At 71.7% G+C, this 14,275-nt stretch carries 12 protein-coding genes and 1 pseudogene; 6 read left to right on the top strand and 7 right to left on the bottom strand.

The genetic code is table 11. The annotated features are described in order from the left end of the window. Nucleotides 1-160: 160 nt before the first annotated feature. Nucleotides 161-904 (bottom strand): annotated as a pseudogene (gene prcA / locus ACWEJ6_RS52385) (proteasome subunit alpha); the annotation flags it as partial. A 21-nt stretch (nucleotides 905-925) separates the two neighbouring features. Next, nucleotides 926-1,774 (bottom strand): proteasome subunit beta, encoded by an 849-nt coding sequence (gene prcB, locus ACWEJ6_RS52390; protein ID WP_352364073.1) that lies wholly within the window; start codon nucleotides 1,772-1,774, stop codon nucleotides 926-928. Nucleotides 1,775-1,944: 170 nt separating this feature from the next. On the opposite strand from prcB, the gene ACWEJ6_RS52395 reads away from it, so the two are divergent. From ACWEJ6_RS52395 to ACWEJ6_RS52415, 5 genes are read left to right on the top strand one after another with little or no spacing between them, the layout of a single operon-like run. Then, nucleotides 1,945-3,309 carry an extracellular solute-binding protein gene (locus tag ACWEJ6_RS52395; RefSeq protein WP_452433141.1) on the top strand — a complete coding sequence of 455 codons (1,365 nt, stop codon included), beginning with the start codon at nucleotides 1,945-1,947 and terminating at the stop codon, nucleotides 3,307-3,309. Then, nucleotides 3,284-4,210 carry a carbohydrate ABC transporter permease gene (locus tag ACWEJ6_RS52400; RefSeq protein WP_357977328.1) on the top strand — a complete coding sequence of 309 codons (927 nt, stop codon included), beginning with the start codon at nucleotides 3,284-3,286 and terminating at the stop codon, nucleotides 4,208-4,210. Before ACWEJ6_RS52395 ends, ACWEJ6_RS52400 begins: the two co-directional genes overlap by 26 nt. Then, a complete protein-coding gene (locus ACWEJ6_RS52405; RefSeq protein WP_352364067.1) occupies nucleotides 4,207-5,025 on the top strand; it encodes a carbohydrate ABC transporter permease in 819 nt (272 codons plus the stop codon). The genes ACWEJ6_RS52400 and ACWEJ6_RS52405 overlap by 4 nt, the downstream gene beginning before the upstream one ends. After that, nucleotides 5,022-6,068, top strand: coding sequence for an ABC transporter ATP-binding protein (locus ACWEJ6_RS52410; protein WP_452433143.1), 1,047 nt, complete (start codon nucleotides 5,022-5,024; stop codon nucleotides 6,066-6,068). Before ACWEJ6_RS52405 ends, ACWEJ6_RS52410 begins: the two co-directional genes overlap by 4 nt. A gap of 32 nt (nucleotides 6,069-6,100) precedes the next feature. Further along, nucleotides 6,101-7,147 carry a DNA polymerase IV gene (locus ACWEJ6_RS52415; protein ID WP_452433144.1) on the top strand — a complete coding sequence of 349 codons (1,047 nt, stop codon included), beginning with the start codon at nucleotides 6,101-6,103 and terminating at the stop codon, nucleotides 7,145-7,147. A gap of 85 nt (nucleotides 7,148-7,232) precedes the next feature. Here the strand turns inward: ACWEJ6_RS52415 and ACWEJ6_RS52420 are convergent, their stop codons facing one another. Further along, nucleotides 7,233-7,442 (bottom strand): ubiquitin-like protein Pup, encoded by a 210-nt coding sequence (locus ACWEJ6_RS52420; RefSeq protein WP_132622197.1) that lies wholly within the window; start codon nucleotides 7,440-7,442, stop codon nucleotides 7,233-7,235. 149 nt (nucleotides 7,443-7,591) lie between these two features. On the opposite strand from ACWEJ6_RS52420, the gene ACWEJ6_RS52425 reads away from it, so the two are divergent. Further along, nucleotides 7,592-7,996: a hypothetical protein gene (locus ACWEJ6_RS52425; protein ID WP_352327589.1), complete on the top strand. Its 405-nt coding sequence runs from the start codon at nucleotides 7,592-7,594 to the stop codon at nucleotides 7,994-7,996. 25 nt (nucleotides 7,997-8,021) lie between these two features. Here the strand turns inward: ACWEJ6_RS52425 and dop are convergent, their stop codons facing one another. From dop to hypF, 4 genes are all read right to left on the bottom strand, one after another. Then, nucleotides 8,022-9,539 (bottom strand): depupylase/deamidase Dop, encoded by a 1,518-nt coding sequence (dop, locus tag ACWEJ6_RS52430; protein ID WP_358299020.1) that lies wholly within the window; start codon nucleotides 9,537-9,539, stop codon nucleotides 8,022-8,024. 86 nt (nucleotides 9,540-9,625) lie between these two features. Then, a complete protein-coding gene (locus tag ACWEJ6_RS52435) occupies nucleotides 9,626-10,705 on the bottom strand; it encodes an acyltransferase family protein (protein ID WP_452433146.1) in 1,080 nt (359 codons plus the stop codon). 66 nt (nucleotides 10,706-10,771) lie between these two features. Further along, the gene (locus tag ACWEJ6_RS52440; RefSeq protein ID WP_452433148.1) at nucleotides 10,772-11,791 is read right to left on the bottom strand and encodes a pyridoxal-phosphate dependent enzyme; all 1,020 of its coding nucleotides are present in this window, start codon (nucleotides 11,789-11,791) and stop codon (nucleotides 10,772-10,774) included. Between the two features lie 65 nt (nucleotides 11,792-11,856). Continuing rightward, nucleotides 11,857-14,115: a carbamoyltransferase HypF gene (gene hypF, locus ACWEJ6_RS52445; protein ID WP_452433150.1), complete on the bottom strand. Its 2,259-nt coding sequence runs from the start codon at nucleotides 14,113-14,115 to the stop codon at nucleotides 11,857-11,859. Nucleotides 14,116-14,275 lie beyond the last annotated feature (160 nt).

The raw sequence follows: 14,275 nt of genomic DNA on the forward strand, positions 1-14,275 counted from the left end.
GGCCTGTCCGCCTGGCGAAAGCGGCGAAAGGCGGCATAGCCCGAAAAAGGTGGAACCGGGCTTCCGGGCCTTCGGGGCCCGTGGGCGGACCGGTCGGCGGCGCGGTGGGCGGGGTGGCGGGCGGGGTGGCGGGCGGAGTCTCAGGCGTCGTCTCGGACGACTCCGCGGCGGGCCCGGTCGGCGGTGCCTCGGGCGGCGTGGCGGGTTGCGTGGCGGACGTCGTCGTCTGGGCGAGCAGGCGCTCCAGCCGCGCGCCCGTCAGCCGCAGGAACTTGCGGTGCTCGCGGTTGCGGTCGAGCACCGCGACCTCCAGCTGGGTGACCGGCGGCCGCTCGCCGCCCGGCTCGGTGAGCGCGGCCAGCGCCACCTCAAGGGCGTCGGCCAGCGACATCGACTCGCGGTAGCGCTCCTTCAGCCGCCCGGCCACGGCGTCGGCCTGGCCGCCCATGGCCGCGAAGCCGTGCTCGTCGAACACCGAGCCGTCGAAGGTCAGCCGGTAGATGGCGTCGCCGTCGGGCGTGTCGCCGACCTCGGCGACGACGACCTCCACCTCCAGCGACTTGATCGACTCGGTGAAGATGCGGCCCAGGTTGGAGGCGTAGAGGTTGGCCAGCCCGCGGCCGGTCACGTCGGAGCGGTCGTAGGTGTAGCCGTTGATGTCGGCGTAGCGGATGCCGCCGAGGCGCAGCTCCTCGAACTCGTTGTAGCGGCCGACGGCGGCGAACCCGATGCGGTCGTAGATCTCGCTGATCTTGTGCAGCGCCCGCGACGGGTTGGGCGCCACGAACAGGATGCCGTCGACGTACTGCAACACGACGACCGACCGGCCCCGCGCGATGCCCTTGCGCGCGTAGTCGGCCTTGTCCCGCATGATCTGCTCAGGGGACGCATATCCAAAAGGCATGGACACGGGCAGTGGTCCTTTCTAGCGCAGCGGGGCGATGGGGCCGTCGGGCGAGATCATCCGGGCCTCCAGCATCTGTTCGACCTTGGCGGCCACCTGCTGGTCGGTCAGCCTGCGGAAGCCGTCGGCGTCGATCACCGACACGATCGGCCAGATCTTCCTCGACACGTCGGGCCCGCCGGTCGCCGAGTCGTCGTCGGCCGCGTCGTAGAGGGCCTGGATCACCGTCATCACCATGTCGTCGGCCGAGGCGCCGTCGCGGTAGAGCTTCTTCAGCGAGCCGCGGGCGAAGATCGAGCCGGAGCCGATGGCGTCGTAGCGGTCGCGCTCGTAGGGGCCGCCCGCCACGTCGTAGCTGAAGATGCGGCCCTCGTCGCGGTCGGGGTCGTAGGCCGCGAACAGCGGCACCACCACCAGGCCCTGCATCGCCATGCCGAGGTTGCCGCGGATCATGGTGGCCAGGCGGTTGGCCTTGCCCGCCACCGAGAGCGTGCGGCCCTCCATCTTCTCGTAGTGCTCCAGCTCCACGCGGTAGAGGCGGGCCATCTCGATGCCGGTGCTGGCCGTGCCCGCGATGCCCATGCACGAGTAGTCGTCGGAGCGGAACACCTTCTCGATGTCACGCTGCGAGATGATGTTCCCCGACGTGGCCCGCCGGTCGCCCGCCATCACCACGCCGCCGGCGAAGGTGGCGGCCACGATCGTGGTCGCGTGCGGGACCTGGTCGCCGATCGGAGTGGCCAGCGCCTGGTGACGCTGCGGCAGCAACTCGGGCGCGTAAGAGCCGACGAACTCGGTGAACGAGGAGTTCCCTGAGTTTCGGAAAAGCTGGTCCACCAGGCCGACGGGCAGATCCCTGTTCGGTGCCACGCGACTCCCTCCCAACATCAGTGTCTCTAGGCCGACCCTACTCATGTTGCGTTGCTGTCTGCACTTCCCACGATCAGCTCACGGCGAACCGTTCATCAGATCGTTTCTTTACGCCCGCCACACCCCGTGCGATTGTCGGTATGTCTGCACGTCCTGAACAGGAGGCCGACTTGCGACTTCCCAGCCGGCCCGCGCTCGTCGCGGCCGCAGCCGTCCTGGCCCTCACCTCCTGCGGCTCCGGCACCCAGTCCGGGGGCAGCATCACCCTCACCATCACCGCCAACTCCATCGAGGGCGGCAAGAACTCCGAGTCCGCCGTCTGGATCAAGAAGTGGGTCATCCCCGAGTTCGAGAAGACCCACCAGAACGTCAAGGTGCTCTTCCAGGGCAACGGCGTGGACGACGAGCAGTACAAGACCAAGATCGCGCTCGACCTCAAGTCCAGGACCGGGGCCGACGTCATCGACCTCGACGGCATCTGGGTCGGCGAGTTCGCCCAGGCCGGATACATCAAGCCGCTCACCGAGGTCGGCGGCGCCGGCGTCGAGCAGTGGGAGGGCTGGTCGCAGATCCCGCAGGCCGTCCAGGGCCTCGGCATCTTCGACGGCAAGAAGTACGGCTTGCCCCAGGGCACCGACGGCCGCGTGCTGTTCTACAACAAGGCGCTGTTCAGGAAGGCCGGGCTGCCAGAGACCTGGCAGCCGACCAGCTGGCAGCAGATCATCGACGCCGGCGTCAAGCTCAAGGCCGCGGGGGTGCCCACGCCCCTCCAGATCGACGCCGGCACCGCCATGGGCGAGGCCACCACCATGCAGGGCGTGCTGCCGCTGTTGGCCGGCGCCGGGGCGGAGATCTACGCCTCGGGCAAGTGGACCGGCGCCTCCCAGGCCGTCAAGGACGTCCTCGGCTTCTACCAGCAGGTCTACGGCGGCAGCGGGCTCGGCGACCCCAAGCTCCAGCAGGAGGCCAAGGGCCGCGACAAGTCCTTCGCGCAGTTCGCTGCCGGCAAGATCGCCATCCTGGCCGAGAGCGACTACTTCTGGCGCTCGGTCATCGAGCCCAAGGCCGGGGTCGCCCCCATGCCCGACCGCGACCAGGTCGTGGGCTACGCCAAGATCCCGGCCAGGCAGCCCGGCGGCGGCATCCGCGGCCAGGACTTCGTCAGCATGTCCGGCGGGGCGGTCCGCGTGCTCAACCCCTTCTCCAAGAACCCCAAGGCGGCCTGGGAGCTGCTGGCCTTCATGCACTCGGCCGCCGCGACCAAGTCGCAGCTGGCCGGGCAGGCCCGCGTCAGCGCCCGCACCGACGTCAACGAAGAGGTGCTGAGCGCCGACCCCATGCTCAAGTTCGTCGCCGACGAGGTGCTGCCCATCACCGCCTACCGGCCGGGCCTGGCCGTCTACCCGCAGGTCTCCACCGCCCTGCAGGAGGCCACCGCGGCCGTGGTGGCCGGGAAGAGCGCCGACGAGGCGGCCGCGGCGTACCGGAGCAAGCTGGAGGGACTGGTCGGTGGCGCGGCCAACGTCGGCGGCTGACGCCGCCGGGCTGGGCCGGGGCAGGGCGGTCGCGTTCGTCCTGCCCGCCCTGGTCCTGATCGGCGTCTTCCTGCTCTTCCCGGCCCTGTGGACCATCTACCTCGGCCTGACCGACTACCGGCTGACCGGCCTGGCCGCCGCCGACCCCCAGGTCGTCGGACTGGACAACTACACCGCCGCGCTCGCCGACCCGCGGTTCCTGTCCTCGCTGTGGCTCACCCTGCTGTACGTCGGCGGCTCGGCCGTCGTCGGGCAGGCCGGGCTGGGCTTCGCCCTGGCCTGGATCCTGCGCTCGCGCACCGGCCCGCTGCGCCGGGTCGTCGAGGGCGCGGTGCTGCTGTCGTGGATCCTGCCCAGCACCGTGGTCGGCATGTTGTGGTTCGCGCTGCTCGACCGCGACGACGGCACGCTCAACGCCCTGCTGCACACGCCGGGGTTCGCCTGGCTGCTGGACTACCCGCTGCTGTCGATCATCGTCTTCAACGTGTGGCGCGGCACCGCGTTCTCGATGATGCTCTACTCGGCCGCCCTGGAGAACGTGCCGCCCTCGCACCTGGAGACCGCCCGGCTGGCCGGCGCGAGCGTGCCGCAGCAGCTGCGCGACGTGGTGCTGCCCGCCATCAGGCGGCACGTCCTGACGAACCTGCTGCTGATCAGCCTGTGGACGTTCAACGACTTCACGCCGTTCGTGCTGACCGGCGGCGGGCCCGAGGGCCGCTCGGAGATCCTGCCCGTGTACGTCTACCGCGTCGCCCTCCAGGACGGGCAGCTCGGCGTCGGCGCCGCCATCTCCTTCCTCATCCTGCTGATCAACCTCGTCTTCGCCCTGGCCTACCTGCGGTTGCTGCGCGGACGTCGCCGCACGCGGGAGGTCGCCGCCGCCGGAGGACCGCCCGCATGATCCGCCACACGCTCGGACGGCTGGCCGCCACCGTGTTCGTCGCCGTCGTCCTGGCCTTCTTCGCGCTGCCCATGCTCTGGCTGGCCAGCGCGCCCTTCGACGACACGCCGACGATCACCACGTCGATCCCCGAGTTCACGTTGCGCAACTTCGCCGCCGTCCTGGACAACCCGTACGCGCTGGGCTCGATCCGCAACTCACTCATCCAGGGGGGCGGGGCGGCGGTGCTGGTCGTCGTCCTGTCGGCGCTGGCCGCCTACGCACTGTCGCGGGTGCGGCTGCCCGGCCGCGACGTGCTGCTCTACCTGCTCCTGCTGCTGTCGTCCGTGGTCACCGGCACCGCGGCGATGGTGCCGATCTTCGAGCTGGCCACCCGGCTCGGCCTCATCGACACCCATCTCGGCGTCGTCCTCGTGGTCTCGGCCGGTCTGCTGCCCGCCGCGATCTTCATCCTGAAGGACTTCATGGACGAGACGCCCACCTCCTACGAGGAGTCGGCCCGGGTCTTCGGCGCCTCGTCGCTGCAGATCCTGCGGCACATCGTGGTCCCGCTCGTCCGGCCGGGGCTGGCCACCATCGCCGTGTGGGCGCTGGCCAGCGTGTGGGGCGGCTTCCTGTTCCAGTTCATCCTGCTGCGCGACCCCGAGAAGGCGCCCGGCTCGATCATCCTCTACACGCTCTACACCGAGGGCGGCGCGCCCCGGCTCGACCTCATCTCCGCCTTCTCGCTGCTGTACTCCCTGCCGGTGGTGCTGATGTACCTGTTCGTCTCCCAGCGGTACGGTTTCCGCTTCCACGGAGGAATCAAGCGTTGATCTCCCTGCACGGCCTGACCAAGGTGTTCCCCGGGGGCGTGCGCGCGCTCGACGACCTCGCCCTCACCGTCGAGGACGGCGAGTTCTTCGCCCTGCTCGGCCCCTCCGGCTGCGGCAAGACCACCCTCCTGCGCAGCATCGCCGGCCTGGAGACCCCCACCTCCGGGACCGTCGCCATCAACGGCAAGGACGTCACCGCGCTGCCGCCGGGCGAGCGCGACGTCGCCATGGTCTTCCAGGACTACGCGATCTTCCCCCACATGGACGTCACCGCCAACATCGCCTACCCGCTGCGCATCAGGAAGGTCCCCCGCGCCCGCCGGACGGAGAAGGCGGCCGAGGTCGCGGCCCGGCTCAGCCTCACCGAGCTGCTGCTGCGGCGTCCGTCCGAGCTGTCCGGCGGCCAGCAGCAGCGGGTGGCGCTGGCCCGCGCGATCGCCTGCCACCCGGCCGCGTTCCTGTTCGACGAGCCGCTGTCCAACCTCGACGCCCGCCTGCGCCTGGAGGCGCGCACCTTCCTCAAGCGGCTGCAGCGGGAGCTGGCCGTCACCACCGTGTTCGTCACCCACGACCAGGCCGAGGCGCTCGCGCTGGCCGACCGTATCGCCGTCATGTCCAGGGGCTCGATGATCCAGGTCGGCACCCCGGCGGAGATCTTCCACCGGCCGGCCACCACGTTCGTGGCCTCCTTCATCGGCTCCACCCCGATGAACCTGCTGCCCGCCCAGGTCACCGGCTCCGGGCTCAAGGTGGCCGGCGCCCTGCGCCCCCTGCCCGACGGCCTGCCCTCGGACGACGACGCCCCCGTGACGTACGGCGTGCGCCCGGAGTACATGGACCTGTCCGCCGCCGAGCGCCCCGACGCCTTCCCCGGCGTCGTCTCCGTCCTGGAGAACATGGGCACCCACACCCTCATCACCCTGGAGTCGCCGGACGCGCTCATCCAGGCCGTCGTGCCGGAGGGCGAGGAGCCGCCGCTCGGCGCCGCCCGCTGGGCCGTGCCGCGCCGCGCCCTGGTCTACCGCGACGACCGGCTGCTGTGACCCCGGGGCGCCCCGCCTCGCATACTGGACTCATGGCCAGGTCCTGGATCCTGCACGTCGACCTCGACCAGTTCATCGCCGCCGTCGAGCTGCTGCGCCATCCCGAGCTGCGCGGCAGGCCCGTCGTCGTGGGCGGTTCCGGCGACCCCGCCCAGCCGCGCACGGTCGCCGCGACCGCCACCTACGAGGCCCGCGCGCACGGCGTGCACTCCGGCATGCCGCTGCGCACCGCGCTGCGGCGCTGCCCCGACGCCGTCTTCCTGCCCAGCGACCCGCCCGCCTACGAGGCCGCCTCCGAGCGCGTCATGGCCGCCCTGCGCGAGCTGCCGGTGCTGGTGGAGGTCTGGGGCTGGGACGAGGCGTTCGTCGGCGCCACGACCGACGACCCCGAGGCGCTGGCGGCCGACCTGCGGCGGGTCGTGCTGGACCGCACCACGCTGAGCTGCTCGGTCGGCATCGGCGACAACAAGCACCAGGCCAAGCTCGCCTCGGCCTTCGCCAAACCGGCCGGCGTCTACCGCCTGACCGGCGAGAACTGGGCCGAGGTGATGAACGACCGGCCGACCGACGCGCTGTGGGGCATCGGCGCCCGGACGGCGAAGAAACTCGCCGGGCTCGGCCTGCGCACGGTCGCCGACCTGGCCGCCGCCGACCCCGCCGAGCTGGCCCGCGCCTTCGGTCCGGTGAACGGCCCCTGGTACCACTACCTGGCTCTCGGCAGGGGCGAGGCCGAGGTGGACACCACTCCCTGGGTGGCCCGCGGTCACAGCCGCGAGATCACCTTTCCCCGTGACCTCACCGATCGGGAGGCCGTCGCCGGCCAGGTGGCCGATCTCGCCGGGCAGGTCGCCCGCGACGCCGTGGCGGCGGGGCGTCTCTGCGCGCGGGTGACGGTCAAGGTGCGCTTCACCCCGTTCCTGACCCGTACCCGGCAGTGCACGCTCCCGGGGCCCACGGCCGACGCCGGCGCGCTGACGGAGGCGGCGCTCGCCGCGCTGGGCCGCTTCGACCTGGACCGCCCGGTCCGGCTGCTCGGCGTGGCGGTCGACTACACGGCGCCCGACCGAACTCCTGGCTGAGTGCCAGAGGAGTGAGCCCCGGCCGCATCGGCCGGGGCTCATCCTTCCCCATGGTCAGAGCGGTGAGGACAAGGCCCTACTGGCCCTACTCGCCACCCTTTTGCACATAGGAACGCACGAATTCCTCTGCGTTCTCTTCGAGTACTTCGTCGATTTCGTCCAGGATCGCGTCGACATCGTCAGTGAGCTTCTCCTGTCGCTCCTGCACGTCCGGCGCCGCCGAGGCCTCGGTCTCCTCAACTTCGGCCTCACGCCGGCCGGTCTGCTTCTGCCCGCCGGTGTCCTTGGTTGCCATGTCCTACCTCCGCTTGGGGGACTGCCTCTAAGGCATATCTTCCCCGAACCGGACGACATTTCGCGTCGAACGCCCTGCGATCTTGGCAGCTTGACTGGATAGCACTCCTATCCAATAATGGATCCACCTCTACACAAGGAGATCCCGACATGTCGCCTTCGTCGCTGCACACCGCAGGTGTGCTCCTCATCACAGTCCCCGGCGTCGCGTTCGGCGGTGTGACGCTGCTGCGTTTCCTCATGCGCAACGAGCCGGGCTATCTGGACAACCCCGTCCGCAGGGGCCTGTGGCGGGCCGGGCACGCGCACGCGGGCGTCCTGGTGCTGTTCAGCCTGGTCGCGATGGTGTACGTGGACCAGGCGAGCCTGTCCGAAGGCGTGAAGGCGCTGACGCGCACGCTCATCGTGGCCGCGCCCATCCTGATGCCGCTGGGCTTCTTCCTGTCGGTGCTGCGTCCGCGCGACACCAAGCCGAACCGGCTGATCTGGCTGACCGCGGTGGGCGGCGCCTCGCTGGCCGCGGGCACGCTGACGCTCGGCATCGGCCTGCTGTGAGCCCCGGGACGCCCCGGGGCCCCGGCTACTCCCCGGTGCCGGTCAGCGCCGCGACCAGCTCGGCCGCGGTGCGGCAGCGGTCGAAGAGCTCGCCGACGTGGGCCTTGGTGCCGCGCAGCGGTTCGAGCGTGGGCACGCGCTGCAGGGACTCCCGGCCGGGGATGTCGAAGATCACCGAGTCCCAGGAGGCGGCGGCCACCGACTCGCTGTACTGGCTCAGGCAGCGCCCGCGGAAGTAGGCGCGGGTGTCGGTCGGCGGCAGCTCGATCGCGCGCTCGACCTCCTCCTCGCTGATCAGGCGCTGCATGCGCCCGCGCGCCACGAGCCGGTTGTACAGGCCGCGGTCGGGGCGGATGTCGGAGTACTGGAGGTCGACGAGCTGCAGCCGCGGGTGGGACCAGGGCAGGCTGTCGCGGGTGCGGTAGCCCTCCAGCAGCTCCAGCTTGGCGACCCAGTCGAGCTCGCGCGAGAGCTGCATCGGGTCCTCGGCCAGGCGCGTGAGCACGGACTCCCAGCGGTCGAGGACGTCCTTGTTCATCTCGTCCTGGGCGGTGCCGCGTTCCTCGACGTACTTGCGGGCCTGCTCCAGGTACTCCATCTGGAGCTGCACGGCGGTGAGCCTGCGGCCGTCGCGCATCGGGATCTCGTAGCGGCAGGTCGGGTCGTGGCTGACCGCCCGCAGCGACTGGACGGGGTTCTCCACGGCCAGGTCGCGGGTCAGGAAGCCCTCTTCGATCATGGCCAGGACGAGCGCGGTGGAGCCGAGCTTGAGATAGGTGGAGATCTCCGACATGTTGGCGTCGCCGATGATCACGTGCAGCCGGCGGTACTTCTCGGGGTCGGCGTGCGGCTCGTCGCGGGTGTTGATGATGGGCCGCTTGAGCGTGGTCTCCAGGCCCACCTCGACCTCGAAGAAGTCGGCGCGCTGGCTGATCTGGAAGCCCTCGCCGCGGGAGTCCTGGCCGATGCCGACCTTGCCCGCGCCGGTGACGACCTGCCGCGAGACGAAGAACGGCGTCAGGTGCCGGACGATGTCGGCGAACGGCGTGGCGCGCCGCATCAGGTAGTTCTCGTGGCAGCCGTAGGAGGCGCCCTTGGCGTCGGTGTTGTTCTTGTAGAGCTGGATCGGGGCGTTGGACGGGATCGCCGAGGCGCGGGTGGCCGCGTCGTACATCACGCGCTCGCCGGCCTTGTCCCAGATGACCGCGGCCCGCGGGTTGGTGCACTCCGGCGAGGAGTACTCCGGGTGGGCGTGGTCGACGTAGAGCCTGGCCCCGTTGGTGAGGATGACGTTGGCCAGCCCGAGGTCCTCGTCGGTGAGCTGGCTGGGATCGGCGACCTCCCGGGCCAGGTCGAAGCCGCGCGCGTCGCGCAGCGGGTTCTCCTCCTCGAAGTCCCATCGCGCTCTGCGCGCGCGGGCCGCCGAGGCGGCCAGGTAGGCGTTCACGACCTGGGAGGAGGTCACCATCGCATTGGCGCCTGGCTGACCTGGTACGGAGATGCCGTATTCGGTCTCGATGCCCATCACCCGACGCACCGTCATGCAACACCCTCTGTTCGTCCGGATCTGCCTATCCGCCGTTTATATGCCCGAGCCTATGCCCTTCACAGTGCCCCGAGGCCACAGAGTTATGGCACCGACGCCTTCTGAATCTGTACGGCGGAGCTTGTTGTGGTTTGCGGTGATCTGCGGGGCTTGAGGAGTCGCTGGATCGGCCGTTCGGCAAAGGAGTAGATCAGATACGACAGCACGACGGCGGCCAGCGTCGTGACCAGGGCCACCGCCCAGGGGGGCAGGTCGCCGGTGAGCAGCGGGATGAGCGCCGCCGCGGTGACCCCATGGAAGAGGTAAAGCGGGTAAGTGGTGGCGCCCAGCGCGGTGAGCGTCCTGGAGGGTTTGAGGCGGATCAGGCCGAGGGCGACCAGGGCCATGGCGGCGAAGATCAGGGTGAGGGTGACGATCACGCTGGTGTCGGTGACGGGCATGTTCTTGAACCCGGCGGCGTCGATGCGGCGGTGCACGCGGCCCAGCGCGGCGGGAATGGCCATGGCGTATCCGGCGGCGACGTACAGCCACGGGAGCAGGGCCTTGCGGTTCTGGTGGATGAGATAGAGGGCCATGCCGGCGACGAAGTAGGGGGCGTAGTCGGGCATGACGATCTCCTTCAGCAGATCGTTCTCCACGAACCTGGCGGCCAGCGCGGCGGCCAGCCAGACGCCCGAGAAGACCAGCACGCGCCCGTACGTGACGCCGGCGATCACCAGGATCGCGATCAGCAGGTAGAAGCGCAGCTCGGCCCAGAGCGACCAGTAGACGCCGCTGGCGTCGGCCACCTTGAACAGCCGCTGGAACATGGTGGCGTTCACCAGGTACTGGCCTGGTGAAAGTTTTGGATCCAGCGCGGTGGCGCCGGTCAGCCCGTACAGGGCCGCCACCGCGCCCAGGCTCAGCCAGTACGCCGGGTAGAGCCGCACCAGCCGCGACCGGGCGAACGCCCCGAGCCCCCTCCCCCACACCGTCATGAGGATGACGAACCCGCTGATGACGAAGAACAGCTCGACGCCGAGGATGCCCAGCCCGGCGAAGGGCGCCAGCGCGGGGAACAGCGCGGCGGGCCTGGCCCCCCAGACCGAGGCGAAGGCCACCAGGTAGTGGAAGGCGACGACCGCCAGGGCGGCGAGGAAACGCAGCAGGTCGAGCTCGGCCAACCGGCCGTCTCCCCGAGCATGCTTTGGCCGGTTAGCTTGATGCACGCCCTTTTGACGACCCGCTGATCACTTTGGTTCCATGGGTCCCTCTGTTCCCACCAGCAACACCCGTGCGGCCGGGCCGAGCGCGATCGCCTCGCGGGTGCCCGGGTCGAGGGCGAGCAGCCCGGCGGCCCCCGCCGCGCCGCACTCCGACAACGCCACCCCGTGCTCGGCCAGCAGCGCGGCGGCCTCGGCGGCCTGCTCGTCGGCCACGGTGACGAACAGGTCGGCCTGGCGGCTCAGCAGGTCGAAGGCGATCAGGGACGGCTCCAGGCAGTCGAGCCTGCCCAGGCGCGTGGGCGAACCGGTCGCGTGCACCGGCCGTCCCGCGCGGGCGCTCTCCAGCAGGCAGGGCGCGCCGTCGGGCTCGACCACGACGATCCTGGGCTGCTCGCCCCAGCGGTCGCGCGTGTACCCGCCCGCGGCGGCGGCCAGCCCGCCCACCCCGGCCTGCACGAACACGTGGGTGGGCGGGATCTCGATCTCGTCGAACAGGACGGTGTAGCCGCGCATCACGTCCAGGGGGATGTCGTCGTAGCCCTCCCAGGAGGTGTCGGCGACCAGGCGCCAGCCGTGCTCCTGGGAGGCGTGCAGGGCGGCGGCCAGGCTGGCGTCGTAGTCGCCGCCCTCGCGGCGGACCTCGGCGTCCAGGGCGCGCAGCCGGTGCGCGAACGGCTCGGGCACCTGCTCGCTGAGGTAGACGACGCAGTGCGCGCCGAGCTCCCTGGCCCCGGCCGCGACCGAGATGCCGTGGTTGCCGGCGCTGGCGCAGACGTACGTGGTGCCGCCGCCGTCCCGTTCGGACAGCCGGTGCACGGCGTAGGCCCCGCCCAGCGCCTTGAAGCTGCCCAGGCCCATGCGGCCGCTCTCGTCCTTGACGTGCACGGTGCCCGCCCCGGCCAGATCGGTCAGGGTGTGCACGGGCGTGGGCCGGTAGGCCGGGTGCCGGGCGAAATGGGCGCGGGCGAGCCGGGCGTGCTCCACACCGATCAGCTCACGGTCGCGTTCGGCGTAGGGCGTGCGGCCGGGGTTGAAGAAATGCATGATCGCCATGCTAGGACGGGCCGGGCGGCGTTCCCCGGCACCTGGCGGGCGCGCCCGGCCGCATGTCACGCGGACCGGTCACGGGCGGCGGCCACGGCGGCCTGGCCGAGGCTGAGGCCGCCGTCGCCGGGCGGCACCCGGGTGTGGGTGAGCACCCGGAACCCGGCCCCGCGCAGGCGCTCGACGGCCCGTTCGAGCAGCAGCGCGTTCTGCAGCACCGAGCCCGACAGCGCCACGGTGTTCAGGCCGGTGCCGTCCCTGAGCATGACGCAGCAGCGCACGACGGCGTCGGCCACGCCGTTGTGGAAGCGGCCCGCGATCGAGCCGGTGGCCACCCCGGCCGCGACGTCGGCGGCGGCGGCCCGGACGAGGTCGGCGGCGTGCACGACGAGCAGGTCGCCCTCGGTGATGGTCGCCGGGTACGAGCCGCTCTCGGCCGGGTCGGCGCGCTGTTCGAGCTCGGCGGCCGCCTGCCCCTCGTAGGTGACGGCGTCCCGGATGCCGAGCAGCGCCGAGACGGCGTCGAACAGCGGCCCGGCGCTGGAGGTCATGGGCGCGCCCAGCCCGGTGCGGGTCCGGGCCAGCACGTCGGGCCAGTGGGCGGCGTTGCGGCGGACGACGTCCAGGCCGGGGTGCTCGTCGCGCAGGTAGGCGGCGGCCATGCGCCACGGCTGGCGGGCCGCGGCGGCGCCGCCGGGCATCGGGACCAGGGCCAGGTGGCCGAGCCGGTGGCAGGAGGTCAGGTCGGCGCGCAGGAACTCGCCGCCCCACAGCGTGCCGTCGAGGCCGTGGCCGGGGCCGTCGAGGGCCACGCCGATCACCGGGCCCGTCTCGCCGTTGTCGGCCAGGCAGGAGGCGATGTGGGCGTGGTGGTGCTGGACGCCGACCAGCTCGACGCCGGTCAGCTCCAGGGCGTGCCTGGTGGACAGGTAGCCGGGGTCGAGGTCGTGGGCGACGACCTCGGGGCGGATGTCGAACAGGCCGCAGAAGTGGTCGATGCCCTCGACGAAGGAGCGCAGGGTCTCCTGGTCGTCCAGGTCGCCGATGTGCTGGGACAGGAACGCGCGCCGGCCGCGTACCAGGCAGAAGGTGCTGCGCAGCTCGGCGCCGCAGGCCAGCACCGGGCGGGGCGCGGGACGGCGCAGCGTGAGCGGCTCGGGCGCGTGGCCGCGGGCGCGGCGCAGCACGGTGTGCCCGCCGGACCAGGGGCGCAGCACCGAGTCGTCGGCGGGGACGTGGATGGCCCGGTCGTGGACCAGGAAGGCGTCGGCGATGCCGCCGAGCCGGGTGACCGCGTCGGCGTCCTCGTAGGCGATGGGTTCGTCGCCGACGCTGCCGCTGGTCAGGACCATGGGCTCGGCCAGCTCGGCGAGCAGCAGGTGGTGCAGCGGCGTGCAGGGCAGCATCAGGCCGAGGTCGCGGCTGCCGGGCGCGACGGCGTCGGCGACGGGCGCGCCGGGCAGCCGGGGCAGCAGCACGATCGGGCGCGCGCGGCCGGTGAGCAGCGCCGCGCCCTGCCCGTCGACCGCGCACAGCCGGCGGGCCTGGTCGAGGTCGGCGACCATGACGGCGAACGGCTTCTCCGCGCGGTGCTTGCGGGCCCGCAGCGCCGCGGCGGCCTCCTGGTGGGCGGCGGACACGGCCAGGTGGAACCCGCCCAGCCCCTTGACGGCGACGACGCGGCCGGCCCGCAGCAGGGTCGCGCAGGCGCTGACCGGGTCGCCGCACAGTTCGGCGCCGCGGGCGTCCAGCAGGCGCAGGGACGGGCCGCAGGCCGGGCAGCAGGTGGACTCGGCGCGGAAGTGGCGGTCGCCGGGGTCGTGGTACTCGGCCGCGCAGCCGGCGCACATCGCGAACCCGGCCATGGTGGTCAGCAGCCGGTCGTAGGGCACGCCGCGCACGACGGTGAAGCGCGGCCCGCAGTTGGCGCAGGCGATGAACGGGTAGCGGTGGCGCCGTCCGGCCGGGTCGGCCAGCTCGCGCAGGCAGTCGTCGCAGGTGGCCAGGTCGGCCGGGACGAGGGCGCGGCGCGGGCCGGCCGGGTCGCCGGCGGCGATGCTGAAGCCCCGGTGGCCCGCGGGCGCGCCGCTGACGACGGTGACGCTCTCGATCTCCGACAGGGCGGGCGCGTCGCGCTCCAGCGCGGTCAGGAACTCCTCGACCCCGGCCAGGGCGCCCTCGACCTCGATGAACACCCCCTCGACGTCGTTGCGCACGCGGCCGGCCAGGCCGAGCCTGCTGGCCAGCGAATACACGAAGGGGCGGAACCCCACGCCCTGGACGACGCCTTCGACGCGGACGTCCACCCGTTTACGGACGGTCACAGGCCCCAGTGTGCGCCTCGCCGGGGCGGCTTGTACGCCGGATGACGCGTGTCGCGGCCTTCCTCTCAGGAAGTCAAGGTGCCCATCTCCCCCGGTGGGCATGGAAAGGGCCGCGCGGACGGCCGCGCGGCCCGTTACAGACGTTGCCAAAATGTAATTG

This window comes from Nonomuraea sp. NPDC004702, assembly GCF_053601695.1.

What these genes read in the sequence shown, in the direction of transcription:
- ACWEJ6_RS52425 (WP_352327589.1), top strand. Translation starts at nt 7,592, where the DNA reads ATGTCGCCTTCGTCGCTGCACACCGCAGGTGTGCTCCTCATCACAGTC.
- ACWEJ6_RS52415 (WP_452433144.1), top strand. Translation starts at nt 6,101, where the DNA reads ATGGCCAGGTCCTGGATCCTGCACGTCGACCTCGACCAGTTCATCGCC.
- ACWEJ6_RS52405 (WP_352364067.1), top strand. Translation starts at nt 4,207, where the DNA reads ATGATCCGCCACACGCTCGGACGGCTGGCCGCCACCGTGTTCGTCGCC.
- ACWEJ6_RS52420 (WP_132622197.1), bottom strand. Translation starts at nt 7,442, where the DNA reads ATGGCAACCAAGGACACCGGCGGGCAGAAGCAGACCGGCCGGCGTGAG.
- dop (WP_358299020.1), bottom strand. Translation starts at nt 9,539, where the DNA reads ATGACGGTGCGTCGGGTGATGGGCATCGAGACCGAATACGGCATCTCC.
- ACWEJ6_RS52440 (WP_452433148.1), bottom strand. Translation starts at nt 11,791, where the DNA reads ATGCATTTCTTCAACCCCGGCCGCACGCCCTACGCCGAACGCGACCGT.